This is a genomic window from Desulfonauticus autotrophicus (assembly GCF_055381725.1).
On record NZ_AP042395.1, the window covers coordinates 82,789 to 107,157 of the forward strand.

At 41.6% G+C, this 24,369-nt stretch carries 26 protein-coding genes and 5 tRNA genes; all 31 read left to right on the plus strand.

Features of this window, described 5'->3' with window-relative positions; genetic code table 11:
* The first annotated feature begins 83 nt into the window (after positions 1 to 83).
* The 31 genes from ACZ42F_RS00480 to rplP all read left to right on the plus strand — a co-directional run bounded on the left by ACZ42F_RS00480 (position 84) and on the right by rplP (position 24,367).
* Positions 84 to 731, plus strand: coding sequence for a protein-L-isoaspartate(D-aspartate) O-methyltransferase (locus ACZ42F_RS00480; protein WP_029967166.1), 648 nt, complete (start codon positions 84 to 86; stop codon positions 729 to 731).
* A 118-nt stretch (positions 732 to 849) separates the two neighbouring features.
* Positions 850 to 1,266 carry a YqaA family protein gene (locus ACZ42F_RS00485; RefSeq protein WP_464279346.1) on the plus strand — a complete coding sequence of 139 codons (417 nt, stop codon included), beginning with the start codon at positions 850 to 852 and terminating at the stop codon, positions 1,264 to 1,266.
* A 60-nt stretch (positions 1,267 to 1,326) separates the two neighbouring features.
* On the plus strand, positions 1,327 to 2,199 hold the full coding sequence (locus ACZ42F_RS00490) for a P-loop NTPase (protein WP_464279347.1): 873 nt from the start codon (positions 1,327 to 1,329) through the stop codon (positions 2,197 to 2,199).
* A gap of 73 nt (positions 2,200 to 2,272) precedes the next feature.
* A tRNA-Thr gene (locus tag ACZ42F_RS00495) sits at positions 2,273 to 2,348 on the plus strand.
* A 45-nt stretch (positions 2,349 to 2,393) separates the two neighbouring features.
* Positions 2,394 to 2,479, plus strand: a tRNA-Tyr gene (locus ACZ42F_RS00500).
* A 67-nt stretch (positions 2,480 to 2,546) separates the two neighbouring features.
* Positions 2,547 to 2,623, plus strand: a tRNA-Gly gene (locus ACZ42F_RS00505).
* Between the two features lie 21 nt (positions 2,624 to 2,644).
* A tRNA-Thr gene (locus ACZ42F_RS00510) sits at positions 2,645 to 2,720 on the plus strand.
* A 69-nt stretch (positions 2,721 to 2,789) separates the two neighbouring features.
* Positions 2,790 to 3,983, plus strand: coding sequence for an elongation factor Tu (gene tuf, locus ACZ42F_RS00515; RefSeq protein WP_464279348.1), 1,194 nt, complete (start codon positions 2,790 to 2,792; stop codon positions 3,981 to 3,983).
* A 10-nt stretch (positions 3,984 to 3,993) separates the two neighbouring features.
* On the plus strand, positions 3,994 to 4,143 hold the full coding sequence (rpmG, locus tag ACZ42F_RS00520; RefSeq protein WP_464279349.1) for a 50S ribosomal protein L33: 150 nt from the start codon (positions 3,994 to 3,996) through the stop codon (positions 4,141 to 4,143).
* A 17-nt stretch (positions 4,144 to 4,160) separates the two neighbouring features.
* A tRNA-Trp gene (locus ACZ42F_RS00525) sits at positions 4,161 to 4,237 on the plus strand.
* A 20-nt stretch (positions 4,238 to 4,257) separates the two neighbouring features.
* A complete protein-coding gene (gene secE, locus ACZ42F_RS00530) occupies positions 4,258 to 4,494 on the plus strand; it encodes a preprotein translocase subunit SecE (RefSeq protein ID WP_464279350.1) in 237 nt (78 codons plus the stop codon).
* A gap of 16 nt (positions 4,495 to 4,510) precedes the next feature.
* Positions 4,511 to 5,050, plus strand: a complete 540-nt coding sequence (nusG, locus tag ACZ42F_RS00535) for a transcription termination/antitermination protein NusG (RefSeq protein ID WP_464279351.1) — start codon at positions 4,511 to 4,513, stop codon at positions 5,048 to 5,050.
* A gap of 17 nt (positions 5,051 to 5,067) precedes the next feature.
* Complete coding sequence (gene rplK / locus ACZ42F_RS00540) at positions 5,068 to 5,493, plus strand: 50S ribosomal protein L11 (RefSeq protein ID WP_464279352.1); 426 nt, start codon at positions 5,068 to 5,070, stop codon at positions 5,491 to 5,493.
* 23 nt (positions 5,494 to 5,516) lie between these two features.
* A complete protein-coding gene (gene rplA, locus ACZ42F_RS00545; RefSeq protein WP_464279353.1) occupies positions 5,517 to 6,221 on the plus strand; it encodes a 50S ribosomal protein L1 in 705 nt (234 codons plus the stop codon).
* Between the two features lie 111 nt (positions 6,222 to 6,332).
* Positions 6,333 to 6,857, plus strand: coding sequence for a 50S ribosomal protein L10 (gene rplJ / locus ACZ42F_RS00550; RefSeq protein ID WP_464279354.1), 525 nt, complete (start codon positions 6,333 to 6,335; stop codon positions 6,855 to 6,857).
* A 38-nt stretch (positions 6,858 to 6,895) separates the two neighbouring features.
* Entirely contained in the window at positions 6,896 to 7,285 is a 390-nt protein-coding gene (gene rplL, locus ACZ42F_RS00555) for a 50S ribosomal protein L7/L12 (RefSeq protein ID WP_464279355.1), read from the plus strand.
* A 146-nt stretch (positions 7,286 to 7,431) separates the two neighbouring features.
* Positions 7,432 to 11,577, plus strand: a complete 4,146-nt coding sequence (gene rpoB / locus ACZ42F_RS00560) for a DNA-directed RNA polymerase subunit beta (protein WP_464279356.1) — start codon at positions 7,432 to 7,434, stop codon at positions 11,575 to 11,577.
* Positions 11,564 to 15,718: a DNA-directed RNA polymerase subunit beta' gene (gene rpoC, locus ACZ42F_RS00565; RefSeq protein ID WP_464279357.1), complete on the plus strand. Its 4,155-nt coding sequence runs from the start codon at positions 11,564 to 11,566 to the stop codon at positions 15,716 to 15,718. Before rpoB ends, rpoC begins: the two co-directional genes overlap by 14 nt.
* A gap of 77 nt (positions 15,719 to 15,795) precedes the next feature.
* A complete protein-coding gene (gene rpsL / locus ACZ42F_RS00570; RefSeq protein ID WP_464279358.1) occupies positions 15,796 to 16,167 on the plus strand; it encodes a 30S ribosomal protein S12 in 372 nt (123 codons plus the stop codon).
* Positions 16,168 to 16,185: 18 nt separating this feature from the next.
* The gene (gene rpsG / locus ACZ42F_RS00575) at positions 16,186 to 16,656 is read left to right on the plus strand and encodes a 30S ribosomal protein S7 (protein WP_464279359.1); all 471 of its coding nucleotides are present in this window, start codon (positions 16,186 to 16,188) and stop codon (positions 16,654 to 16,656) included.
* 8 nt (positions 16,657 to 16,664) lie between these two features.
* A complete protein-coding gene (fusA, locus tag ACZ42F_RS00580; protein ID WP_464279360.1) occupies positions 16,665 to 18,746 on the plus strand; it encodes an elongation factor G in 2,082 nt (693 codons plus the stop codon).
* 3 nt (positions 18,747 to 18,749) lie between these two features.
* Positions 18,750 to 19,943, plus strand: coding sequence for an elongation factor Tu (tuf, locus tag ACZ42F_RS00585; RefSeq protein ID WP_464279361.1), 1,194 nt, complete (start codon positions 18,750 to 18,752; stop codon positions 19,941 to 19,943).
* A 4-nt stretch (positions 19,944 to 19,947) separates the two neighbouring features.
* Positions 19,948 to 20,265, plus strand: coding sequence for a 30S ribosomal protein S10 (rpsJ, locus tag ACZ42F_RS00590; protein ID WP_464279362.1), 318 nt, complete (start codon positions 19,948 to 19,950; stop codon positions 20,263 to 20,265).
* Positions 20,266 to 20,277: 12 nt separating this feature from the next.
* Positions 20,278 to 20,910, plus strand: coding sequence for a 50S ribosomal protein L3 (gene rplC, locus ACZ42F_RS00595; RefSeq protein WP_464279363.1), 633 nt, complete (start codon positions 20,278 to 20,280; stop codon positions 20,908 to 20,910).
* 12 nt (positions 20,911 to 20,922) lie between these two features.
* Entirely contained in the window at positions 20,923 to 21,543 is a 621-nt protein-coding gene (rplD, locus tag ACZ42F_RS00600) for a 50S ribosomal protein L4 (protein WP_464279364.1), read from the plus strand.
* A 1-nt stretch (position 21,544) separates the two neighbouring features.
* Complete coding sequence (gene rplW / locus ACZ42F_RS00605; protein WP_464279365.1) at positions 21,545 to 21,835, plus strand: 50S ribosomal protein L23; 291 nt, start codon at positions 21,545 to 21,547, stop codon at positions 21,833 to 21,835.
* 2 nt (positions 21,836 to 21,837) lie between these two features.
* Entirely contained in the window at positions 21,838 to 22,662 is an 825-nt protein-coding gene (gene rplB / locus ACZ42F_RS00610) for a 50S ribosomal protein L2 (protein ID WP_029965521.1), read from the plus strand.
* 10 nt (positions 22,663 to 22,672) lie between these two features.
* A complete protein-coding gene (rpsS, locus tag ACZ42F_RS00615) occupies positions 22,673 to 22,960 on the plus strand; it encodes a 30S ribosomal protein S19 (protein ID WP_029965522.1) in 288 nt (95 codons plus the stop codon).
* Positions 22,961 to 22,975: 15 nt separating this feature from the next.
* Positions 22,976 to 23,308: a 50S ribosomal protein L22 gene (rplV, locus tag ACZ42F_RS00620; protein ID WP_029965523.1), complete on the plus strand. Its 333-nt coding sequence runs from the start codon at positions 22,976 to 22,978 to the stop codon at positions 23,306 to 23,308.
* Positions 23,309 to 23,319: 11 nt separating this feature from the next.
* Positions 23,320 to 23,955: a 30S ribosomal protein S3 gene (gene rpsC, locus ACZ42F_RS00625; RefSeq protein WP_464279366.1), complete on the plus strand. Its 636-nt coding sequence runs from the start codon at positions 23,320 to 23,322 to the stop codon at positions 23,953 to 23,955.
* 1 nt (position 23,956) lies between these two features.
* Positions 23,957 to 24,367 (plus strand): 50S ribosomal protein L16, encoded by a 411-nt coding sequence (gene rplP, locus ACZ42F_RS00630; RefSeq protein WP_029965525.1) that lies wholly within the window; start codon positions 23,957 to 23,959, stop codon positions 24,365 to 24,367.
* Positions 24,368 to 24,369 lie beyond the last annotated feature (2 nt).

Consider the following 24,369-nt stretch of genomic DNA (forward strand, 5'->3'; position numbering starts at 1 on the left):
TTAGAAGAAACCATTCAAGGAAAACGCTCTTTTTGTTTTTTAAAACCAAAAAGATAGTTAGATTTTGTAAGGAGCTAGGTTTAATGGCAGTTAGTGACTTTCGGCGTTTGCGAGAAAAAATGGTCAAAGAGCAAATAGAGGCCAGGGGAATAAAAAATCCCCTTGTGTTACAAGCCATGCGCAAGGTCCCCAGGCATCTTTTTGTGGATGAAGCTCTGCAGGTCCAGGCCTATAATGACCATCCTTTACCCATTGGCTATGGGCAAACCATTTCTCAACCTTATATTGTAGCTTTAATGTCTGAACTTTTGGAGCCTGAACCTGGCCTTAGTGTGCTTGAAATTGGCACAGGTTCTGGCTATCAAGCTGCAGTTTTGGCTGAGATGGGTATGAAGGTTTATACAGTAGAAAGAATTAAAAATTTGTATTTACAGGTGAGCAAGCGCTTAAGAACACTGGGTTATTATAATGTAAAGGTAAAGCTAGATGATGGTACTTTGGGCTGGCCTGAAAATGCGCCCTTTGAGCGAATCATTGTTACTGCTGGAGCTCCCCTGGTGCCTGAACCTTTGCTGGAACAACTGGCTGACCCCGGGATTTTGGTTATTCCTGTGGGTGAAAACAAGCGCAATCAAGAATTGCTAAAGATTACCAAAACAGAAGGAACATTAAAAAAAGAGAATTTAGGCAAAGTTATGTTTGTGGACCTGGTAGGAAAGTATGGTTGGTAGGCATGTTTAAAGAAAAATTTTGGCAAAGATTTTGGCATATTGCTGAAAGCAAGGGAGCAAAAAAAACTTTAATTCTGGTTTCTTTTACAGAAGCGATTTTTTCCCCCTTCCTCCAGATTTGCTTTTAATTCCCATGGGGCTGGCTGAAAGAGAAAAGGTGTTTTCTTTGGCCCATCTTACTCTCCTTACTTCTGTTTTAGGCGGGTTGGTTGGGTATTTTTTAGGTTATTTTTTTATGGATACTCTGGGGCAGTGGCTTATTTCCCTGTATTCCCTGGAGGACAAATACATTTACTTGCAGACCCTTTACCAGAAGTATCAAGTCCTGGCCGTAGGTATAGCTGGCCTTACTCCTGTACCTTATAAGTTATGTACCTTAACGGCTGGTACTTTTAAATTAAACCTGGGACTTTTTTTATTGGTCTCTACCTTAAGCAGGGGATTACGCTTTTATTTGATCGCTGCTCTTATTTATTGGAAAGGGGAACAGGCTAGAGTTTTTCTGGAAAAAGGCTGGACTTGGTCCTTACCTTGACAGTTTTGTTAATAATCTTAGGTTTTGGAATAGTAAAATTCTTAAAATAAGGAGTTTAGAATGTCTGGATGCAGCAGTTGTGGAAGTAAAAAGGATAATCTTGGCAAATCCATTCAAGATGAGCTTATTTCTTCTACCCTGGCTAAAATAAAGTATAAGATTTTTGTTATGAGTGGCAAAGGTGGAGTGGGCAAAAGCTCCATTGCCACCAACCTGGCTGCAGCCCTGGCCAGTAGAGGACATAAAGTGGGGCTTTTGGATGTGGACATACACGGCCCAAGTGTCCCTCATCTTTTAGGGCTTAAGGGTTTGCTTGATGTGGAAAAGGGAAAAATTATCAAGCCCAAGAAATTTAATGACAATCTTTTTGTGGTTTCCATGGAATGCTTGTTAAAGGACCCTGATCAAGCTGTGCTGTGGCGTGGCCCCATGAAAACTTCAGCCATTAGACAGTTTGTCTCTGATGTGGATTGGGGAGAGCTGGATTTTTTGGTGATTGATTCTCCTCCAGGTACTGGAGATGAGCCCATGACTGTTTTAAAAACCATCCCTGATGCTTTGTGTGTGGTGGTTACTACTCCTCAAGAAGTTTCTCTGGCTGACGTGCGCAAGGCTATTAACTTTTTGCAGTACGCCAAGGCCAATATCCTGGGTATAGTGGAAAATATGAGTGGGCTTATCTGTCCCCATTGTCAGAAGGAAGTGCCTTTATTTAAAAAAGGCGGGGGTAGGGAATTGGCCCAAAAATTAGGTCTGGATTTCTTAGGAGCCATACCTCTGGATCCAACCACTGTGGTGGCCGGGGATTTGGGCAAGCCAGTGGTGCTTTTAGAAGAGGATTCTTTTGCCAAAAAGGCCCTGCTGGAACTTGCTAAAATTGTTGAAGAAAAGGCCCAAAATAGCCTGGAAACCATTTCTTCTAGCCATGGTTAAAAAGAATTTGAAAAAGAGAAAAAAAATACTTGCCATTTTTTTTAGAAGGGGCTAATTACCCTTCTTCCGTTGAGCTGGCGTAGCTCAATTGGTAGAGCAGCTGACTTGTAATCAGCAGGTTGCGGGTTCGAGTCCCATCGCCAGCTCCAGTTGACAATGTTGATTAAAGGGCTTAAGATTTAGCTCTTTCAAGTGGAGGGGTTCCCGAGTGGCCAAAGGGAACAGACTGTAAATCTGTCGGCGTAAGCCTTCGGAGGTTCGAATCCTCCCCCCTCCACCAGGAAATTTTAATTTTTAAGAGTAGGAGACAGGGAATCCTGTTGCTTGACTACTCCTATTTTTTAGTAGCGGGAATAGCTCAATTGGCTAGAGCATCAGCCTTCCAAGCTGAGGGTTGCGGGTTCGAGTCCCGTTTCCCGCTCCAAAAAAAAAGTCAAGCCAGTAGGCCCACGTAGCTCAGTCGGTGGAGCACTTCCTTGGTAAGGAAGAGGTCACCGGTTCAAGTCCGGTCGTGGGCTCCAGGTTTTCCTGCCTACAAGTTTGGGTTTATTCATATATTAATTAAAATTTTTTAACAGGGGGTATAGGTAATGGGCAAGGCGAAATTTGAGCGGAAGAAGCCGCATGTAAATATTGGTACGATAGGTCATATTGACCATGGTAAGACTACGTTGACAGCGGCGATTACGAAGGTGTTGGCATTGAAGGGAGAGGCAGAGTATATTCCTTTTGATGAGATAGACAAGGCACCGGAGGAGAGGGAGCGTGGAATTACGATAGCCACAGCACATGTGGAGTATGAGACAGATAAGAGACACTATGCGCATGTGGACTGTCCTGGTCACGCTGACTATATTAAGAACATGATTACAGGTGCTGCGCAGATGGACGGAGCCATTTTGGTGGTAGCAGCAACAGATGGTCCCATGCCACAGACCAGGGAGCATATTTTGTTGGCCAGGCAGGTAGGAGTACCTTATTTGGTAGTATTTTTGAACAAGGTAGACATGGTAGATGATCCTGAGTTGTTGGAGTTGGTAGAGTTAGAGGTAAGGGAATTGCTGAGCAAGTATGGGGTTCCTGGGGATGATGTACCAGTGATTAAGGGAAGTGCGTTAAAGGCTTTGGAGGTAGAGAGTGCAGATGATGAGGCGGCGAAGCCCATATTGGAGCTTATGGCAGCCTGTGATGAGTATATACCTGAGCCGCAGAGGGATATAGACAAGCCCTTTTTGATGCCTATAGAGGATGTATTTAGCATTTCTGGACGTGGTACAGTAGTAACAGGAAGGGTAGAGAGAGGGATCATCAAGGTAGGAGATGAGGTAGAGATAGTAGGTTTTAGGGAGACCCAGAAGACAGTATGTACTGGCGTGGAGATGTTCAGGAAGGTATTGGACCAGGGTCAGGCAGGAGATAATGTAGGAGTATTGTTAAGAGGAATTAAGAGGGATGAAGTAGAGCGTGGTCAGGTATTGGCAGCGCCAGGAAGTATTACTCCTCATAGGAAGTTTAAGGCTGAGGTATACGTATTGACCAAGGAAGAGGGGGGAAGGCATACTCCATTTTTCAGTGGATACAGGCCTCAGTTTTATTTTAGGACAACGGACGTTACAGGTGTAGTTACTTTGGCAGAGGGAGTAGAGATGGTAATGCCAGGGGACAATACAACTTTTGAGGTAGAGTTGATAGCACCTGTAGCGATGGAAAAGGGATTAAGGTTTGCGATAAGAGAAGGTGGAAGAACAGTAGGTGCTGGTGTAGTTACTGAAATCTTGGAGTAGGATAAACATCATGCGTATAAATATATTGTTAGCCTGCACAGATTGTAAAAGGCGGAATTACTCTACTACAAAGAATAAAAAGAATAATCCTAGTAAGTTAGAGTTAAAAAAGTTTTGTCCACATTGTAAAAAACACACCCTGCACAAGGAAAGCAAGTAGGGTGTGTTTAAAAGTGCAGGCCAGTAGCTCTAACGGCTAGAGCACCGGACTCCAAATCCGGGTGTTGGGGGTTCGAATCCCTCCTGGCCTGCCATTTTTTGTTGAGAGAAGAAAATGGCCCAGAAAAAGGCAAAAAAAATAGAAGAACAAGGTAGTGTTCAGGTTGCAGTTGCCAAGGTTAAAGAGTTTTGGGAACAGGCTCAGGGAGAGTTAAAAAAAGTAGTTTGGCCTACTCAAAAAGAAACGATGGTCACAACTTTAGCAGTTGTGATATTGGTGGTAGTTCTCTCTCTTTTCTTAAGTTTAGTGGATGTGACCTTGGCAAAAGTTGTAGAACTTATTTTATCTTAAGGATGTATTAGGGCACATGGAAGAAGCAAAAGCAAGATGGTATATAGTCCATACTTATTCTGGCTATGAGCAAAGGGTAGAGCAAACTATTAAGGAGATGATGCGCACTGGCCAGGACAAGGGATATATCAAAGATGTGCTTGTGCCCACAGAAAAGGTGATTGAATTGGTAAGAGGTCAGAAAAAGACCTCTACTCGTAAATTTTTTCCAGGCTATGTCTTGGTAAAGATGATATTTAATGATGAATCCTGGTATATGGTTCAGTCTATTCCTAGAGTAACTGGATTTGTAGGAAGCAAGACAAGGCCTATTCCTTTAAGTGATGCTGAAGCTAAGCGTATCATTCAAACCGTAGAACAGAGACAAGAACAGCCTAGACCCAAGTTCCACTTTGAAAAGGGGGATGAGGTTAGAGTTATTGATGGGCCTTTTGCCAGTTTTAATGGAGTTGTAGAAGACGTAAACTACGACAAAGGAAAATTAAAAGTAATAGTTTCCATTTTTGGAAGACCAACTCCTGTAGAGTTGGATTTTGTTCAAGTTACAAAAAGTTGATAATGAGGTAAGAAGCTATGGCCAAGAAAGTAATGGCAAAAATTAAACTTCAAATTCCTGCTGGTGCTGCCAATCCATCTCCTCCTGTTGGACCTGCTTTGGGTCAGCACGGGGTAAACATAATGGAGTTTTGTAAAGCCTTTAATGCTAAGACTCAAGATCAGAAGGGAATGATTATCCCTGTTATTATCACTGTTTATCAGGATAGATCCTTTACTTTTATTACTAAAACTCCTCCTGCTTCTGTTTTACTGATGAAGGCAGCTAAGATTGATAAAGGTTCTGGCGAGCCCAATAAGAATAAAGTAGGAAAGGTTACTATGGCTCAGGTAGAGGAGATCGCCAAACTAAAAATGCCAGATCTTACTGCTAAAGATATGGATGCTGCTGTGCGGACTATTATGGGGACCGCAAGAAGTATGGGAATAGAAGTTGTAAAATAAATTTTTAAGAGGATGAAGAAGCCATGCCCAAGAGAGGAAAGAAATACATAGAAGCAAAGAAAAAGGTTGATACGACCAAAAGATATACTCCTGAGGAAGCAGTTAAACTGGCTTTGGAAACAGCTTATGCCAATTTCGATGAGACCGTAGATGTAGCTGTACGTTTAGGAGTAAACCCTAAATATTCTGATCAAATGGTTAGAGGTGCAGTTAGTTTACCTCACGGAACAGGAAAGCAGGTAAGAGTTTTGGTTTTTTGTAAGGGTGAAAAGGAAATGGAAGCCAAGGAAGCTGGTGCAGATTATGTTGGTGGAGAAGATTTGGTCGAGAAAATTAAAGAAGGGTGGTTAGAATTTGAGAAGGTTGTGGCCACTCCTGATATGATGGGAGTTGTGGGTAAAATTGGTCGTATTTTAGGTCCAAGAGGGCTTATGCCCAATGCCAAGACTGGTACAGTTACTTTTGATGTTGCTCAGGCAGTAAAGGAACTGAAGGCTGGTAGAGTAGAATTTAAGGTAGATAAAGCTGGTATTGTCCATGTGGGAGTGGGCAAAGTCTCCTTTGGGGCGGAAAAGATTGTTGAAAACATTAAAGCCCTTTTAGACACCTTACTTAGACTTAAGCCTGCTTCAGCTAAGGGAGTATACTTTAGAGGGATGGCAGTTTCCACCACCATGGGGCCTGGAATTAAAGTGGATCCTGCTACAATTAGAACTTTTATGGAATAAGCTTAAGGAGCTATCCTTAAGTAAAAATAAGAGTCAAAGACCACAGGTGGAGTTAAATACTCCTTAATATCCTGTCGAGACCGCTTTGGCTCAAAAGGAAGAGGTGGTGCAGTGAAGAGAGAAGAAAAGGCAAAGATTATTGAAGAAATCCGAGAGCGTGCGGAAAAGAGTGCTATAGCCATTATCACTGATTTTAAAGGCCTCACTGTGGAAGAAATGACTCAACTCAGAGTCATGTTAAGAGAGCAAAATGTGGGCTATAAGGTAGTTAAAAATACTTTAGCTCGCATTGCTTTTGAACAGACTCAGCACAAAGTATTGGCCCCTAAGTTCAAGGAAAATTGTGCTGTAGTCTTTGGTTTTGACGATCCAGTGGTGGCCGCTAAGGTGATAATGGATTATGCCAAAAAGAACAAGAAATTTGAAGCTAGGATTGCTTCTTTGGAAGGAAAGCTTTTGGAGGGAGAATCTTTAAAGGCCCTTTCAGAGCTTCCCAGCAAAGAACAATTACTGGCCAAACTTCTTGGAACAATGCAGGCTGTGCCTGGAAATTTTGTCTCGCTTTTTGCCAACTTGCTCAGAAATTTCTTGTATGCATTAAATGCCATTAAAGACAAGAAGGAGCAGGAAGGTTAAGAGCCAAAGCCAAAAAAAACTTAAGGAGGACATAAATAATGGCTGAAATTACTAAAGAACAAGTTGTTGAATTTATTTCCAATATGACTGTATTGGAATTGGCTGAATTTATCAAGGAACTGGAAGAAAAGTTTGGAGTAAGTGCTGCTGCTCCTGTAGCTGCTGTAGCTGCTATGCCTGGCGCTGTTGCTGGTGGAGAAGAAGCTGCTGAAGAAAAGACTGAGTTTGATGTAATCTTAAAAGAAGCTGGGGGCAATAAGATTGGTGTTATTAAAGTAGTACGTGCCTTGACCAATCTCGGATTAAAAGAAGCCAAGGCCAAAGTAGATGAGCTTCCTTCTGTAATTAAAGAGGGTGTATCCAAGGCAGAAGCAGAAGAAGCTAAGAAACAGCTTGAAGAAGCTGGTGCAGTTGTTGAAATTAAATAAACAAATAATTAGTTGTTAACTTTTTTATTTTTTGTTTAGAGAGCGCAAGAGGTGTTTTGCGCTCTCTAAACCTTTTTATTTTTTTATCTTTGTTTAGTTTCTTTTTTAACTAACCTTCCTAAATAAAAAATATATGCGAGGCAAAAATGGTCCGATTGGTAAAAAAGTTTGGAAGAATTAAATGTGATCTTCCTGTACCCCATCTTCTCTCCTTACAGCTTAACTCTTATAAGGATTTTTTACAAGCAGATGTTCCTCCAGAAGCCAGAGAAGAAAAGGGGCTAGAGGCTGTTTTTCGCTCAGTTTTTCCCATAGAGGATTTTAATAAAACCGCTACCTTAGAGTTTATTAGTTATGAATTGGGCAAGCCTAAATATGATGTTGATGAATGCATTGCCAAAGGTCTTACCTATGAAGCGCCTTTACGCATTAAGGTAAGATTGGTGGTTTATGATGTAGATGAAGAGACAGAAGCCAGAACCATTAGAGATATAAAAGAGCAAGATATTTATTTTGGTACAGTGCCCTTAATGACTCCCAGAGCTACCTTTATTATTAATGGTACAGAAAGGGTTATTGTTAATCAACTTCAACGTTCTCCTGGAGTTATTTTTGAACACGATAGTGGTAAAGGACATTCCAGTGGTAAAGTGCTTTATAGCTCTAGAATTATTCCCATGCGTGGTTCTTGGCTGGACTTTGAGTTTGACCACAAGGATATTTTGTATGTGCGCATTGACCGTAGGCGTAAAATGCCTGCCACTTTACTGCTTAAAGCCTTGGGGCTTTCTAGGCAGGAAATTTTAGATTATTTTTATGACAAGGAAACCCTTATTTTTGAAGACGGTAAGGTCTTTAGAGTCTTAGATAAAAACAAATATAGAAAAGAACTGGCTGTTACTGATATTGTAGATAGAGAAGGAAAGGTTATTGTTCAGCAAGGACGACCCATTACCAAAAGAGCTTGGAAACAAATTATTGCCAGTGGAATAGATAGAATAGAACTGGATTTAAACCTCTTAAATAATCAATATTTAGCCAGTGACTTAATAGATTCTGAAACCGGAGAAGTATTGGCTTCCTGTGGAGATGCCTTAGAATATGATTTGGTAGAAAAGATTTTTGAACTTGGCATTAAGGAAGTAAAAGTTCTTTATACTTCTGGATTAGAAGTATCTTCTTCCATTCGTGATACCTTGATGTTAGATAAAGTGGAAGACCCTCTGGACGCCCAGATTGAGATATACAAAAAATTGCGCCCCAGTGCTCCTCCTACTCCAGAAATAGCAGCTACTTTTTTTGACAATTTATTTCGTAATCCTGATTATTACGACCTTTCTCCTGTAGGTAGATATAAATTAAATACCAGATTGGGACTGGACTTACCTTTGGATTACCGTACCCTTTCCAATGAAGACATTTTAAGGGTAATTAAACATCTTCTAACTTTAAAAGATACCCATGCTCCTGGAGATGATATAGATCACCTGGGCAATAGAAGAGTAAGACCTGTGGGAGAACTGGTGGAAAATCAGTTCAGGATAGGACTGGTACGCATGGAAAGGGCAATAAAAGAGAGAATGAGCTTGCAAGAAGTAGCCACCTTGATGCCCCATGACCTCATTAATCCCAAACCTGTATCAGCAGTATTAAAGGAGTTTTTTGGCACTTCTCAGCTTTCTCAGTTTATGGATCAGACCAATCCTCTTTCAGAAATTACCCATAAGCGCAGGCTGTCTGCTCTAGGTCCTGGTGGTCTTAGTAGGGATAGAGCAGGTTTTGAGGTGCGTGACGTACATCCCAGTCACTACGGTCGTATTTGCCCCATTGAAACACCTGAAGGTCCTAATATTGGTCTTATTGTTTCCTTAACTACTCACGCCAGAGTAAATGAATTTGGTTTTATTGAAACTCCTTATAAAGTGGTTAAGGAGGGAAGAGTCACGGAAGAGATTAAGTATTTAGATGCCTTTGCAGAAAAAGGTGAAGTTATTGCTCAGGCCAATGCTCCTACTGATGAAAAAGGTTATTTTATTAATGACTTGGTTTCAGCGCGTGTGGACGGTGAATTTGCAATGGTTAAGCCTGAGGAAGTAACCTTAATGGACATCTCTCCCAGTCAGATTGTTTCCGTATCTTCTTCTTTGATTCCTTTCTTGGAACACGACGACGCTAACCGTGCTTTGATGGGATCCAACATGCAACGCCAGGCTGTACCTTTGTTAAAGCCAGAATTGCCCTTGGTGGGCACAGGAATGGAAGACATTGTGGCCAGAGATTCTGGGATGTGTTTGTTGGCCGAAGGTGATGGAGTGGTTAGATATGTGGATGCGGAAAGAGTAGTGGTTTCTTATAATGACCTAAGTTTATATCCTGAAACCTCTGGTACTGTTAATTATGAACTACAAAAATTCCATAAATCCAATCAGAATAGTTGTTTTACTCAGCGTCCACGGGTTTTACCCGGGCAAAAGGTGAAAAAGGGAGATGTCTTGGCTGATGGGCCTGCTATTTTGGATGGAGAATTAGCTCTGGGTAAAAACCTGTTAGTAGCTTTTATGCCCTGGTGTGGCTATAACTACGAAGACTCCATTTTGATTTCTGAACGAGTGGTTAAAGAAGATGTCTATACTTCTGTGCATATTGAAGAATTTGAGGTGATTGCTCGAGATACCAAGTTGGGACCTGAGGAGATTACCCGAGATATCCCCAATGTAAGCGAAGATATGCTTAAAAACCTGGACGAAAGTGGAATTATCAGGATTGGAGCTTATGTAAAACCTGATGACATCTTGGTAGGTAAGATTACTCCTAAAGGTGAAACGCAACTTACACCAGAAGAGAGGTTACTTAGAGCCATTTTTGGAGACAAGGCCAGGGATGTAAAAAATACTTCTCTAAAGGTTCCACCAGGAATTGAGGGAACGGTTATTAATGTTCGGGTGTTTAATCGTCGTTCTGGAGAAAAGGACGAGCGTTCCAAAATTATTGAAGCCGAACAACTAAGAAAGCTTGATGACAGAGAAGCCAAGCACATAAAAGCTTTGACTGCCCAGATGAGAGAGAGAATCTGGGAGATTGTTAAAGGCAAAAACTTGGCTGTTTCTATAAAGGGGACCAGAAAAAATGAGGTTTTAGCTGAAGCCAATAAACCCCTTAGTTTTGAAGTTTTGGAAAAGATTCCTCTTAAAAAATTAAATGGAGTTTTCAGCAGTAAAGAGATTAACGAAGAGGTAAAAGATCTTTTAAATGCCTATGACAACCAGGTGCGCTTTATTAAAAATATTTACGAACAGAAGCGAGCTAAGGTTACAGAAGGTGATGACTTGCCACCTGGTGTTTTAAAAATGGTAAAGGTTTATATTGCTGTAAAGAGAAAGTTAAGTGTTGGTGACAAGATGGCTGGTAAACACGGAAACAAGGGTGTTGTTTCCTGTATCCTGCCAGTGGAAGATATGCCTTTTTTTGCTGATGGTACACCTGTAGATATTGTCTTGAATCCTCTAGGCGTACCTTCTCGTATGAATATTGGACAGATTATGGAAACCCATTTGGGCTGGGCAGCTAAGGAGTTAGGAGAGCAACTGGCCAAAATGGTTGAGGAGCGAGTGGATTTAAAAGTATTGAGGCAAGAGGTAAAAGAAGTTTTTGCTTCTGAGGAAATAGACAAATTAGTGGATGAGCTTTCGGATGAAGAACTGGTAGAAGCAGTACGAAACTTAAAGGACGGAATTGTTTGTAAGTGTCCGGTTTTTGATGGGGCTAAAGAAGACGAGCTCTGGGGTTGGTTTGAAAAAGCTGGGCTTAGCGAAGATGGAAAGGCTGTGCTTTACGATGGCAGAACTGGTGAACCTTTTGCCAATAGAATTACAGTTGGGTATATGTATATGTTAAAACTTCACCACTTGGTGGATGAAAAGATTCATGCCCGTTCCACAGGACCCTACTCTCTGGTTACTCAGCAACCCCTAGGTGGTAAGGCTCAATTTGGTGGCCAGAGACTAGGAGAAATGGAAGTCTGGGCCATAGAAGCTTATGGTGCTGCTTATTTATTGCAGGAGTTTCTGACTGTAAAATCTGATGATGTGACCGGTAGAGTAAAGATGTACGAAAAGATTGTTAAGAACGACAATTTCTTGGAAAGTGGCTTACCAGAATCTTTTAATGTTTTGGTCAAAGAGCTTAGAGCTTTGGGGCTGGATATCCAGCTTATTTTGGATGAAAAAGGAAAAAAAGTAAAAAGAAATATAACTAAAACCACCCAAAGAGGGATAGCATATGACATTAGATGATCTTTTTTCCCAAGTTGGTTTGGAAGAAGATACCACAATAGCCAGCCAGGATTTAAAGGGGATTAAAATAAAGATAGCTTCTCCAGAAAAGATTCGAGAATGGTCTTATGGTGAAGTAAAAAAGCCAGAAACTATCAACTATCGTACTTTCAAACCAGAAAGAGATGGTCTTTTTTGTGCTAAGATTTTTGGCCCTGTAAAGGACTATGAGTGTAATTGCGGAAAATATAAACGCATGAAGCACAGAGGTATTGTCTGTGAGAAGTGTGGTGTAGAAGTTATTGCCTCGAAGGTTAGACGAGAGAGGATGGGACACATAGAGTTAGCTGCACCTGTTGCTCACATCTGGTTTGTGAAAAGTTTGCCTTCGAAGATTGGCACACTTTTAGACTTGACCATGGCTGAGTTGGAAAAGGTTATATACTTTGACAATTATATTGTTTTAGACCCAGGTCCCAGTAATTTAAAGAAAAAACAACTTCTTTCTGAAGAGCAGTACTGGCAGGTATTGGAACATTATGGAGATGAAGCAGTTAAGGTTGGTATAGGTGCAGAAGCTATTAAGTATCTGCTGGAAGAGCTAGATTTGGAAAAGATGCGTGAGGAATTAAGGCAAGAAGCAGGTGATACGGGTTCACAGACTAAAAAGAAAAAAATTGCAAAACAGTTAAAGATCGTAGAGGCCTTTTTAGAGTCTGGCAATAGACCAGAGTGGATGATTTTAGAAGTTTTGCCTGTAATTCCTCCTGAACTGCGTCCTTTAGTTCCTTTAGAGGGTGGAAGGTTTGCTACTTCAGATTTAAACGATCTTTATCGCAGGGTAATTAATCGTAACAATCGTTTGCGTAGATTGTTGGAATTGGGTGCTCCAGATATTATTATTCGCAATGAGAAGAGAATGCTGCAGGAAGCAGTGGATGCACTTTTTGATAATGGCCGTCGAGGAAGAGCTATTACAGGTACCAATGGCAGGCCATTAAAGTCTTTAAGTGATATGATTAAGGGCAAACAGGGGCGTTTTAGACAAAACTTATTGGGTAAGCGTGTAGATTACTCTGGTCGTTCGGTAATTGTTGTTGGCCCCAAACTGAAATTACATCAATGTGGTTTACCCAAGATTATGGCCCTGGAGCTCTTTAAGCCCTTTGTATATGCCAAGCTGGAAGAAAAGGGATATGCCACAACAATTAAGAGTGCTAAGAAAATGGTGGAGCGCCAGGATGTGGTGGTGTGGGAAGTTTTAGAAGAAGTGGTTAAAGAATATCCTGTACTGCTAAACCGTGCTCCAACCTTACACCGTTTGGGTATTCAGGCTTTTGAACCCATTTTGGTAGAAGGTAAGGCCATTCAGCTTCATCCTCTGGTTTGTACAGCTTATAATGCAGACTTTGATGGAGACCAGATGGCTGTGCACGTACCTCTTTCCATTGAAGCTCAGATAGAGTGTCGTGTCCTGATTATGTCTACCAATAATATTCTTTCTCCTGCCAATGGTTCTCCTATTATTGTACCTACTCAGGATATTGTTTTGGGTCTTTACTATCTTACTGTGGAGCGTTCCTTTGAGCAAGGAGAGGGTAAAATCTTTTCTTCTCCAGAAGAAGTGATTTCTGCTTTAGATGCTGGGTGTGTTAGTTTACATGCCAGAATCAAGGTAAGAATTGGTGGTAAGCTTTTTAATACCACTCCTGGCAGGATTCTTGTCAATGAACTTTTGCCCGAGAAGGTTCCTTTTGAACTGGTTAATTGTTTGCTGGGTAAAAAGAATATTGCTCGTTTAGTTGGTGAGACCTATAGACTTGCTGGGACCAAAGCTACAGTCTTGCTTTGCGATAGACTAAAAAATCTCGGTTTTGAATATGCTACCAGAGCTGGAGTTACTATTGGACTCAAGGATTTAAAGATTCCAGAGAGAAAGGAAGAAATTTTGGCTGAAGCGCAAAAGGCTGTGCAAGAGATTGAAGCCCAGTACAGAGATGGTATTATTACCCGTACGGAGAAGTACAACAAGGTGGTTGATGTTTGGACAAAGGCTACTCAGGATGTAGCTAATGAAATGATGAGAGGGTTATCTACTGAAATTAGAAGAGATCCTAAGACGGGAAGGGAAGAAGAAAACATCAGCCTTAACCCCATTTTTATGATGGCCAACTCTGGAGCTAGAGGTAATAAGGACCAGATGAGACAGTTAGCCAGTATGCGTGGTCTTATGGCCAAGCCTTCTGGTGAAATTATTGAGACTCCTATTACCGCTTGTTTTAGAGAAGGTCTTACGGTGTTGCAGTACTTTACTTCTACCCACGGTGCTAGAAAAGGTCTGGCTGATACAGCGCTAAAGACTGCCAACTCTGGTTATCTTACTCGTAGGTTGGTGGATGTAGTGCAGGATGTAGTAGTCACAGAGCATGACTGTGGAACTGTGGATGGGCTGGAGATTACTCATCTGGTAAAAGGTGGTGAGATTAGTGAGCGTTTGAGTGAGCGCATTTTAGGCCGTATTGCCATGTATGATGTGTTGCATCCAGAGACTGGAGAAGTAATTGTTCCAGCCAATGGTCTTATTGATGAAGAAAAGGCTAAACTCATTGATGAAGCTGGGATTAATTCTGTGACCATTCGTTCAGCCCTCACCTGTAAAACGAGATTTGGTGTCTGTGCTCTTTGTTATGGACGAGATTTAGCTAGAGGACATCTGGTAAATGTGGGAGAAGCTGTGGGTTTCATTGCTGCCCAGTCTATTGGTGAGCCTGGTACTCAGCTTACCATGAGAACCTTCCATATTGGTGGAACTGCCTCTAAGGAAATTGAGCAATCCAGTATATCTGCTCAAAATAAGGGTAAGGTAGTCTTTTCTCGAGTGCGTACGGTGGCTAATCGTAATGGAGAACTCATGGTCTTGGGTAAAAGTGGACAATTAAAGATTGTGGATGAGCAGGGAAGAGAAAGGGAGAAATATTTCTTACCCACAGGTGCTAAACTTCTGGTCAAAGAGGGTGAAGAGGTCAAAAAAGGCCAGATCTTGGCCGAGTGGGATCCCTTTAATGAGCCCTTTATTACTGATGTGGGTGGTTTTGTAAGACTTTCTGATATTATAGAAGGTAAAACTTATCAGGAAAAAGTGGATGAAACCACCAAAAAAGCCACTCAGACCATTATTGAGTATCGTTCCACTAACTACAAACCTAGTATCTCAGTATGTGATGAAGAGGGTAATCCCAAAAAACGTCCAGGTTCCAGTATGGAGGCTGTATTTGTCCTGCCGGTGGGTTCTATTTTGATGGTAAGAGAGGGTGATGAAGTTCAGCCTGGTGATGTTATTGCTCGTAAGCCTAGAGAAAGTTCCAAGACCAAAGATATTGTAGGTGGTTTACCTCGAGTTGCTGAACTTTTTGAGGTAAGAAAACCCAAAGATTTGGCAATTATTTCTGAAGTAGATGGATATGTTTCCTTTGGGCCAGATCAAAAGGGTAAGAGAAAAGTTATTATTACCCCAGAGGCTGGTGACCCCAAAGAGTATATTATTCCCAAGGGAAAACATATTACTGTGCAGGAAGGAGATTTTGTTGAGGCTGGGGAGAAGATTACAGAAGGTAATCCTGATTTACATGATATTCTTAAAATTAAAGGTGAAAAATATCTGGCCAAGTATTTAGTAGAGGAAATTCAGGATGTTTATCGTTGTCAGGGTGTTTATATAAACGATAAACATATCGAGATTATCGTCCGCCAGATGTTAAAGAGAGTAACAATTACAGATCCAGGTGATACCGGGTTCCTTTTAGGGGAACAGGTGGAAAAGCACCGTTTCATGGAAGTAAATGCTCGTTGTATTAAAAAAGGCCTTAAGCCAGCCTATGCTGAGCCCACTGTTTTAGGCATTACCCAGGCTTCTTTAACTACAGAGTCCTTTATTTCTGCAGCTTCTTTCCAGGAAACTACAAAGGTTTTAACTGAAGCTGCCATGCAGGGTAAAGTTGACTGGTTAAGAGGATTAAAGGAAAATGTTATTGTGGGAAGACTTATTCCTGCAGGCTCTGGCTATAGAAAATATCTTAGGTCTGAGATTGTGGTCCCAGAGCAAGAAGAAGATCCGGATAAATTCCTGAAAGAATTGGAAGATGAACCTTTTTATCAGGAATAAGGAGTAAAGCTTGACAAGAGGTTGAGTTTTAAATACCTATCCTAGGTTTCTGTGAATTACAAAAGGAGAGAGGGATTATGCCCACTATTAATCAGTTAGTGCGTAAAGCAAGACAAAAGGTAGAAAAGAGAAAAAAGACTCCAGCTTTGCAAGGGTGTCCTCAGAAAAGAGGTGTATGTGTAAGGGTTTACACTACTACCCCCAAAAAGCCTAACTCTGCTTTGAGAAAGGTAGCCAGGGTTAGGTTGACCAATGGTATTGAAGTTACCACCTATATCCCGGGTGAAGGGCACAATTTGCAGGAACACTCTGTTGTTTTAGTGCAGGGTGGTCGTGTAAAGGACTTACCTGGTATTCGTTATCGTATTATTAGGGGTGCGTTGGATACTGCTGGGGTAGATAGTAGGAGAAAGAGTAGGTCACGTTATGGTGCAAAAAGACCTAAATAATAGAAGAGGGAGTTGCTGATGCCACGCAAAGGACCAGTTCCAAAAAGAGAAGTGTTACCAGATCCCTTGTATGGGAGCAAGTTGGTAACCAAGTTTATCAATTCTTTGATGAAAGATGGAAAGAAGAGCGTTGCTGAAAAGATTTTTTATCAAGCAGTGCAGGAGTTTGCTGAAAAAGTAGGGGAAGAACCCTTAAAGGCTTTTGAGCAAGCTTTAGAAAATGTTAAGCCTCAGTTGGAGGTAAAGAGTAGAAGAGTTGGTGGTGCCAATTATCAGGTTCCTGTAGAGGTTCGTCCTGATAGGCAGCAGGCTTTGGCTATTCGTTGGTTGGTGCAGTATGCGAGAGCTAGGGGTGAAAAGGGTATGGTAAAAAAACTGGCTGCAGAGCTTTACGATGCCTATAATAATCGCGGCGGCGCTATAAAGAAGAAAGAAGATACTCATAAGATGGCTGAAGCTAATAAGGCTTTTGCTCATTATCGTTGGTAGGTGAGAAGGTGGGAAGACAGGTTAGTATAGAAAAACAGAGAAATATTGGTATTATGGCCCACATTGATGCGGGCAAAACTACCACTACAGAGAGAATTTTATTTTATACAGGAGTATCTCATAAAATAGGTGAAGTTCATGATGGTGAAGCAGTCATGGACTGGATGGTGCAGGAGCAAGAGCGAGGTATTACCATTACCTCTGCTGCTACTACCTGTTTTTGGAAAAACCATCGTATCAATATTATTGATACTCCTGGACATGTGGATTTTACTATAGAAGTAGAAAGAGCTCTTCGGGTTTTGGATGGAGCCATTGCTGTTTTTTGTGCTGTAGGCGGTGTAGAGCCTCAGTCAGAAACTGTGTGGAGACAGGCAGATCGTTATCGTGTGCCTAGAATCGCCTTTGTAAACAAAATGGATAGAGTGGGGGCTGATTTTTATCGAGTTGTAGATATGATAAAAAATCGCCTCAAAGCTAAGCCTGTGCCTTTGCAAATTCCCATTGGGAAAGAAGAAAGTTTTAAGGGTGTAGTGGACCTTATTGAAGGCAAGGCTATGATTTTTGATGATCAAACTCTGGGTAAAAAGTACGAATACACCGAGATCCCAGAAGATCTTAAAGAAGAAGCTGAAAAGTGGCGTTTGGTGATGGTAGAGGCTATTGCGGAAGAAGATGAAGAGCTTTTGGAAAAGTATTTAGGTGGAGAAGAGTTAAACCCAGAGGAGATTAGGCAGGCGGTTCGTAAGGCAACTATCAATCTCAATATCTGTCCTGTACTTTGTGGAGCAGCCTTTAAGAATAAAGGGGTGCAGCCTCTTTTGGATGCGGTGGTAGATTATTTGCCTTCTCCTGTGGATATTCCTCCTATCAAAGGAGTAGATCCTAATACAGGAGAAGAAATTGTTTGTGCTGCTAGGGATGAAGAACCTCTGAGTGCTTTAGCCTTTAAGCTGTTTACAGACCCTTATGTTGGTCATTTGACTTTTTTGCGTATTTATTCCGGTTATATTCAATCTGGAATGACAGTATTGAATGCAACTTCTGGGAAAAAGGAGCGTATTGGAAGGCTTCTTAAGATGCACGCCAATAAAAGAGAAGAGATCAAAGAAGCTTATGCTGGTGATATTGTAGCTGCTGTAGGTCTTAAAGATACATCTACAGGAGATACTTTGTGCGCTCCAGAAAGACCAGTATTGCTGGAATCTATTGAATTCCCAGAACCAGTTATCCAAGTAGCTATTGAGCCTAAGACTCAAAATGATCGCGACAGTTTGAGCAATGCCCTGCAAAAACTGGCTAAGGAAGATCCTTCCTTTAGAGTGTACACAGACGAAGAGACGGGGCAAACCCTGATTGCGGGAATGGGAGAGTTGCACTTAGAGATTATTGTTGACCGCCTTATTCGGGAATTTAAAGTGGAAGCTAATGTGGGTAAACCTCAAGTGGCCTATAGAGAGACCATTACAAAGGCTGTAAAACAGGAAGGTAAGTATATCAAACAAAGTGGTGGTCGTGGTCAGTATGGTCATGTGGTAATTGAGGTAGAACCCTTAGAGCCAGGTGGCGGATTTGAATTTGTAAATTCTATTGTGGGTGGAGTGATCCCCAAGGAATATATTCCAGCTGTAGAAAAAGGTATTGTAGATGGTTTAAAGGCTGGTGTGTTGGCTGGTTATCCAGTTGTAGATGTGAAGGTGAACCTGGTTTTTGGTTCTTACCACGAAGTGGATTCCTCAGAGCAGGCTTTCTACATTGCAGGCTCTATGGCTATTAAGGATGCCTGTAAAAAAGCTGGAGCAGTTCTCTTAGAACCTATTATGTACATAGAGGTGCTTACTCCAGAGGAATATCTGGGTGAGGTAATGGGGGATCTTAATAGCCGCAGAGGAAGAGTGTTAGGTTTAGAGCCTCGTATGGGCATTCAAATTATCAGGGCTTATGTACCCTTGAGTAATATGTTTGGTTATGCTACTGATTTGCGCTCCAAAACCCAAGGAAGAGCTACTTATACAATGAAGTTTGATCACTATGAAAAAGTGCCAACTAATTTGGCAGAAGAAATTTTAAAGGCAAAACAGGGGGTATAGGTAATGGGCAAGGCGAAATTTGAGCGGAAGAAGCCGCATGTAAATATTGGTACGATAGGTCATATTGACCATGGTAAGACTACGTTGACAGCGGCGATTACGAAGGTATTGGCATTGAAGGGAGAGGCAGAGTATATTCCTTTTGATGAGATAGACAAGGCACCGGAGGAGAGGGAGCGTGGAATTACGATAGCGACTGCGCATGTGGAGTATGAGACAGATAAGAGGCACTATGCGCATGTGGACTGTCCTGGTCACGCTGACTATATTAAGAACATGATTACAGGTGCTGCGCAGATGGACGGAGCCATTTTGGTGGTAGCAGCAACAGATGGTCCCATGCCACAGACGAGGGAGCATATTTTGTTGGCCAGGCAGGTAGGAGTACCTTATTTGGTAGTATTTTTGAACAAGGTAGACATGGTAGATGATCCTGAGTTGTTGGAGTTGGTAGAGTTAGAGGTAAGGGAATTGCTGAGCAAGTATGGGTTTCCTGGGGATGATGTACCAGTGATTAAGGGAAGTGCGTTAAAGGCTTTGGAGGTAGAGAGTGCAGATGATGAGGCGGCGAAGCCCATATTGGAGCTTATGGCAGCCTGTGATGAGTATATACCTGAGCCGCAGAGGGATATAGACAAGCCCTTTTTGATGCCTATAGAGGATGTATTTAGCATTTCTGGACGTGGTACAGTAGTAACAGGAAGGGTAGAGAGAGGGATCATCAAGGTAGGAGATGAGGTAGAGATAGTAGGTTTTAGGGAGACCCAGAAGACAGTATGTACTGGCGTGGAGATGTTCAGGAAGGTATTGGACCAGGGTCAGGCAGGAGATAATGTAGGAGTATTGTTAAGAGGAATTAAGAGGGATGAAGTAGAGCGTGGTCAGGTATTGGCAGCGCCAGGAAGTATTACTCCTCATAGGAAGTTTAAGGCTGAGGTATACGTATTGACCAAGGAAGAGGGGGGAAGGCATACTCCATTTTTCAGTGGATACAGGCCTCAGTTTTATTTTAGGACAACGGACGTTACAGGTGTAGTTACTCTGGCAGAGGGAGTAGAGATGGTAATGCCAGGGGACAATACAACTTTTGAGGTAGAGTTGATAGCACCTGTAGCGATGGAAAAGGGATTAAGGTTTGCGATAAGAGAAGGTGGAAGAACAGTAGGTGCTGGTGTAGTTACTGAAATCTTGGAGTAGGATTATGGTTACAATGACTAGTGATAGAATAAGAATAAAGCTAAGAGCTTATGATTATAGAATATTAGATAAGGCAGTGGCAGAAATTATAGAATCTGCTAGAAATACAGGGGCAAGTGTAGTGGGCCCTATTCCTTTGCCTACAAAGATTCATAAAGTTACAGTCAATCGCTCTGTGCATGTGGATAAAAAATCAAGAGAGCAGTTTGAAGTGAGGACCCATAAGAGACTGCTGGATATTTTAGAGCCTACCCAGCAGACTGTGGATGCCTTAGGCAAACTTAATTTGCCAGCAGGTGTTGATGTTGAAATAAAGCTATAAGGCGAGGACAAGATGAACAAGGGACTTGGAATAATTGGAAAAAAGTTAGGAATGACTAGGATTTTTGGAGAAGATGGCTCGATAGTTCCTGTGACAGTTGTCCAGGCAGGGCCATGTCCTATTATCCAATTGAAGACTAAAGAAGAAGATGGCTATGAAGCCATTCAGCTTGCTTTTGAAGAGATTCCAGAAAAAAAAGTGAATAAACCTTTAAAAGGACATTTTTTAAAAGCTAATAGAGGATTTTTTCGCTACCTTAAAGAGTTTAGATTGGATAGTGTTCAGGATTTTGAGTTGGGTCAGGATATTACAGTGGAAATTTTTCAGCCTGGTGAAAAGGTTAGTGTAACTGGCAAATCCAAAGGTAAGGGGTTTGCTGGTGTTATGAAAAGATGGGGCTTTGGTGGCTCTCGTGCAACTCACGGTGCAGAGAAGGTTCATAGAGCTCCAGGTTCCATTGGCCAGTGTGCCTATCCTGGCAAGGTGTTTAAAGGTAAGAAAATGGCTGGTCATATGGGTAATAAACAGGTTACTTATCGTAACTTAGAAGTAGTTGGAATAAGACCAGAAGAAAATGTAATTTTGATTAAGGGTCATATTCCTGGACCTAAAAATGGCTTAGTATTTCTACGAAAGCAGAGCTAAGAGGCGGAAGAGATGATTAAGGCAAAAGTATATTCTCAGACTAATCAAGAAGTTGGTGAAATTGAATTAAGAGAAGATATCTTTGGGGTTAAGGTGCGTCCAGAGCTTTTACATTTGGTAGTAAGAGCTCATCTAGCTGCTAAAAGACAAGGAACAGTAGCCACTAAAAATAGGGCCAAGATAACTGGTGGCGGTCGTAAACCCTGGAGGCAAAAAGGTACAGGACGAGCCAGGGCTGGCAGCAGCCGTTCTCCTTTGTGGAGAGGAGGTGCTGTTATTCACGGACCTCAGCCCAGGGATTACTCCTTTAAGGTGAATAAAAAAGTTAAAAGATTAGCCCTGAAGATGGCTTTAAGTTCTTTACTGGCAGAGAATAGATTAAAAATAGTAGATAAATTTGAACTGCCAGAAATAAAGACCAAAAAGTTTGTAGAGATTAAAAATAATCTGGGTGTGAAAAAACCCTTGATTGTTTTACAGGAAAGGTATAACAACCTTGAGCTTTCTGCTCGAAATGTTCCAGGAGTAAGTGTACTTACTCAGGATTTTTTAAATACTTATGATGCTCTGAAGCACTCTGAATTGGTAATAGAAAAGGAAGCCATACTTAAACTTCAGGAAAGGTTGGGATAAAATGGATATCACGAATGTTTTAATTAAACCAATTTTAACCGAAAAAAGCACCATTTTGAAGGATACTCAAAACAAGGTGACTTTTCTGGTTCATCCCAAAGCCAATAAGTGTCAAATCAAGGCTGCAGTGGAAGAACTCTTTGGAGTGAGGGTAGAGCAGGTAAATATAGTAAAGAAACATCCCCGGTTGATAAGAAGGTTTGGAAGGGTAGCAGGTAAAAAGTCTGGTGGAAAGAAAGCTTATGTTACCTTAGCTCCTGGGGATAAAATTGAATTTTTTGAAGGGGTTTAATCATGGGTATTAGAAAGTTGAAACCCACCTCTCCTGGAAGACGTTTTCAAACAGTAGCCACTTTTGAAGAAATAACCAAGACAACCCCAGAAAAGTCTCTTACCAAGGGGCTGAATAAAAAGAGTGGTCGCAATAATTATGGAAGAGTTACCTCCAGGAGAAGAGGTGGCGGAAATAAGCGCAAGTACAGAGTGATTGATTTTAAAAGAGATAAGTTTGGTGTTCCAGCCAAAGTTACGGCTATTGAATATGACCCCAATAGAAGTGCCCGTATTGCCCTGCTCACCTATTTGGATGGCGAGAAGAGGTATATCTTGGCTCCAGTAGGGTTGAGTGTGGGAGACCAGGTGGTGGCCGGTACTGATGTGGACATTAAACCTGGAAATGCTTTGCCTCTAGAAAATATTCCAGTGGGTACAGTTGTACATAACATTGAGTTGACTCACGGAAGAGGCGGGCAGTTGGCTAGATCTGCTGGAACTTACGCCCAGATTTTGGCCAAAGAAGGTAAGTATGTCCTTTTGCGTTTACCTTCTGGAGAGATTCGCTATGTTTTGGGTAAAAACATAGCTACTGTTGGACAGGTAGGCAACCTGGACCATGAGAACATTTCTATAGGAAAGGCTGGTAGAAACAGGTGGTTGGGAAGGAGACCTAAGGTTCGCGGTGTGGCCATGAACCCAATTGATCACCCCTTGGGTGGTGGTGAAGGTCGTTCTTCTGGTGGAAGGCATCCTTGTTCTCCATGGGGTTGGCCTACCAAGGGATATAAAACAAGAAATCCCAAGAAACAGTCTAGTAAGTTTATTGTAAAAAGGCGCAAATAAGAGGTGAGTTATGCCTAGATCACTGAAGAAAGGTCCATTTGTAGATGATCACTTGCTGAAAAAAGTGGAAAAGGCGCGGCAAGAAAAGAGTAAGAAAGTAATTAAAACCTGGTCCAGAAGGTCCACAATTATTCCAGAGATGGTAGGTCTTACTTTTGCTGTCCATAATGGGCGTAAGTTTATTCCTGTGTTTGTAACAGAAAATATGGTAGGACATAAATTGGGTGAATTTGCTCCTACCCGTACCTATTATGGCCATGCTGCTGATAAGAAGAGCAAAGGTAAGGGTAAAAAATAAGAAAGGGTAAAAACCATGGAAGTGAAAGCAGTTGCGAAATATGTGAGAATTTCACCAAGAAAGGCAAGGTTAGTGGCTGAACTTATTAAGAATAAGCCTATAGAGGATGCCTTAAACATTTTAAAGTTTACGCCCAAAAAAGCTGCTAGATTGATTGAGAAAGTGCTTAGCTCTGCCATTGCTAATGCTGAGCACAATATGAGTCTGGATATAGACAATCTATACGTCAAGCAGGTTATTGTGAATGAAGGTCCTACAATGAAGAGGATTAAACCATATGCTATGGGCCGGGCCTTTTATATTAGAAAAAGGACCAGTCACATAACTGTCATAGTAGATGAAGCATAGGAGGGCGTGTTTTGGGTCAGAAAGTACATCCATACGGTTTTCGTTTAGGTTATACCAAAAATTGGCTGTCCCGTTGGTATGCAAAGGCTGATTATCCTCAATTTGTGTATGAGGATAAGCATATTCGTAAATTTGTAAAAGAGAAGCTCTATCATGCTGGAGTTTCTAAAATAGAAATTGAACGGGCAGCAGATAAGGTAAGGGTTATTATTAACACTGCAAGGCCTGGCATTGTGATTGGTCGTAAGGGCGTGGAAATAGAAAATTTGCGCAAAGAATTGCAAAAGAAATTTAAAAGGGAATTTAATATTGAGGTCTTAGAAGTTAAAAGACCTGAGACAGACGCCCAACTTATTGCTGAAAATGTCGCCTTGCAACTGGAAAGAAGAGTAGCCTTTCGTAGGGCCATGAAGCGAGCTATTGGCTTGGCCATGAAGTTTGGAGTGAAAGGAATTAAGATTTCTTGTGCTGGCAGACTTGGTGGAGCGGAAATAGCTAGAACTGAATGGCAGCGAGAAGGACGAGTCCCTTTGCAAACTTTGCGTGCTGATGTGGATTATGGTTTTGCCATAGCCAAGACTACTTACGGTGTAATTGGGGTAAAAGTCTTGGTCTACAAAGGCGATATTTTAGATGAGGTAAACTAAAATGCTTAGTCCAAAAAGAATTAAATATCGTAAGCAGCAAAAGGGAAGACTAAAAGGAAAGGCTCATCGAGGAAATAAGGTGAGTTTTGGTGATGTGGGGTTAAAGGCTTTGGAGCACGGTAAGCTTACCAATCAGCAGATAGAGGCTGCTCGTGTAGCCATGATTAGACATATTAGAAGAGGCGGTAAAATTTTTATTAGAATTTTTCCTGATAAACCCATTACTGCCAAGCCTGCTGAAACTAGAATGGGAAGTGGAAAAGGCTCTCCTGTAGGATGGTGTGCTCCTGTTAAGCCTGGTAAAATTTTGTATGAAATTAAAGGGGTAAGCATTGAATTGGCAAAAGAGGCCTTGCGCAGAGCCTCTTATAAGCTACCTATAAAAACCGCTATTGTGGTTAAGGAGATGTAGAA

Bases quoted from the DNA above. Each gene is read 5' to 3' on its own strand.
- ACZ42F_RS00480 (WP_029967166.1), top strand. From the start codon at position 84: ATGGCAGTTAGTGACTTTCGGCGTTTGCGAGAAAAAATGGTCAAAGAG.
- ACZ42F_RS00490 (WP_464279347.1), top strand. From the start codon at position 1,327: ATGTCTGGATGCAGCAGTTGTGGAAGTAAAAAGGATAATCTTGGCAAA.
- tuf (WP_464279348.1), top strand. From the start codon at position 2,790: ATGGGCAAGGCGAAATTTGAGCGGAAGAAGCCGCATGTAAATATTGGT.
- rpmG (WP_464279349.1), top strand. From the start codon at position 3,994: ATGCGTATAAATATATTGTTAGCCTGCACAGATTGTAAAAGGCGGAAT.
- secE (WP_464279350.1), top strand. From the start codon at position 4,258: ATGGCCCAGAAAAAGGCAAAAAAAATAGAAGAACAAGGTAGTGTTCAG.
- nusG (WP_464279351.1), top strand. From the start codon at position 4,511: ATGGAAGAAGCAAAAGCAAGATGGTATATAGTCCATACTTATTCTGGC.
- rplK (WP_464279352.1), top strand. From the start codon at position 5,068: ATGGCCAAGAAAGTAATGGCAAAAATTAAACTTCAAATTCCTGCTGGT.
- rplA (WP_464279353.1), top strand. From the start codon at position 5,517: ATGCCCAAGAGAGGAAAGAAATACATAGAAGCAAAGAAAAAGGTTGAT.
- rplL (WP_464279355.1), top strand. From the start codon at position 6,896: ATGGCTGAAATTACTAAAGAACAAGTTGTTGAATTTATTTCCAATATG.
- rpoB (WP_464279356.1), top strand. From the start codon at position 7,432: ATGGTCCGATTGGTAAAAAAGTTTGGAAGAATTAAATGTGATCTTCCT.
- rpoC (WP_464279357.1), top strand. From the start codon at position 11,564: ATGACATTAGATGATCTTTTTTCCCAAGTTGGTTTGGAAGAAGATACC.
- rpsL (WP_464279358.1), top strand. From the start codon at position 15,796: ATGCCCACTATTAATCAGTTAGTGCGTAAAGCAAGACAAAAGGTAGAA.
- rpsG (WP_464279359.1), top strand. From the start codon at position 16,186: ATGCCACGCAAAGGACCAGTTCCAAAAAGAGAAGTGTTACCAGATCCC.
- tuf (WP_464279361.1), top strand. From the start codon at position 18,750: ATGGGCAAGGCGAAATTTGAGCGGAAGAAGCCGCATGTAAATATTGGT.
- rpsJ (WP_464279362.1), top strand. From the start codon at position 19,948: ATGGTTACAATGACTAGTGATAGAATAAGAATAAAGCTAAGAGCTTAT.
- rplC (WP_464279363.1), top strand. From the start codon at position 20,278: ATGAACAAGGGACTTGGAATAATTGGAAAAAAGTTAGGAATGACTAGG.
- rplD (WP_464279364.1), top strand. From the start codon at position 20,923: ATGATTAAGGCAAAAGTATATTCTCAGACTAATCAAGAAGTTGGTGAA.
- rplW (WP_464279365.1), top strand. From the start codon at position 21,545: ATGGATATCACGAATGTTTTAATTAAACCAATTTTAACCGAAAAAAGC.
- rplB (WP_029965521.1), top strand. From the start codon at position 21,838: ATGGGTATTAGAAAGTTGAAACCCACCTCTCCTGGAAGACGTTTTCAA.
- rpsS (WP_029965522.1), top strand. From the start codon at position 22,673: ATGCCTAGATCACTGAAGAAAGGTCCATTTGTAGATGATCACTTGCTG.
- rplV (WP_029965523.1), top strand. From the start codon at position 22,976: ATGGAAGTGAAAGCAGTTGCGAAATATGTGAGAATTTCACCAAGAAAG.
- rplP (WP_029965525.1), top strand. From the start codon at position 23,957: ATGCTTAGTCCAAAAAGAATTAAATATCGTAAGCAGCAAAAGGGAAGA.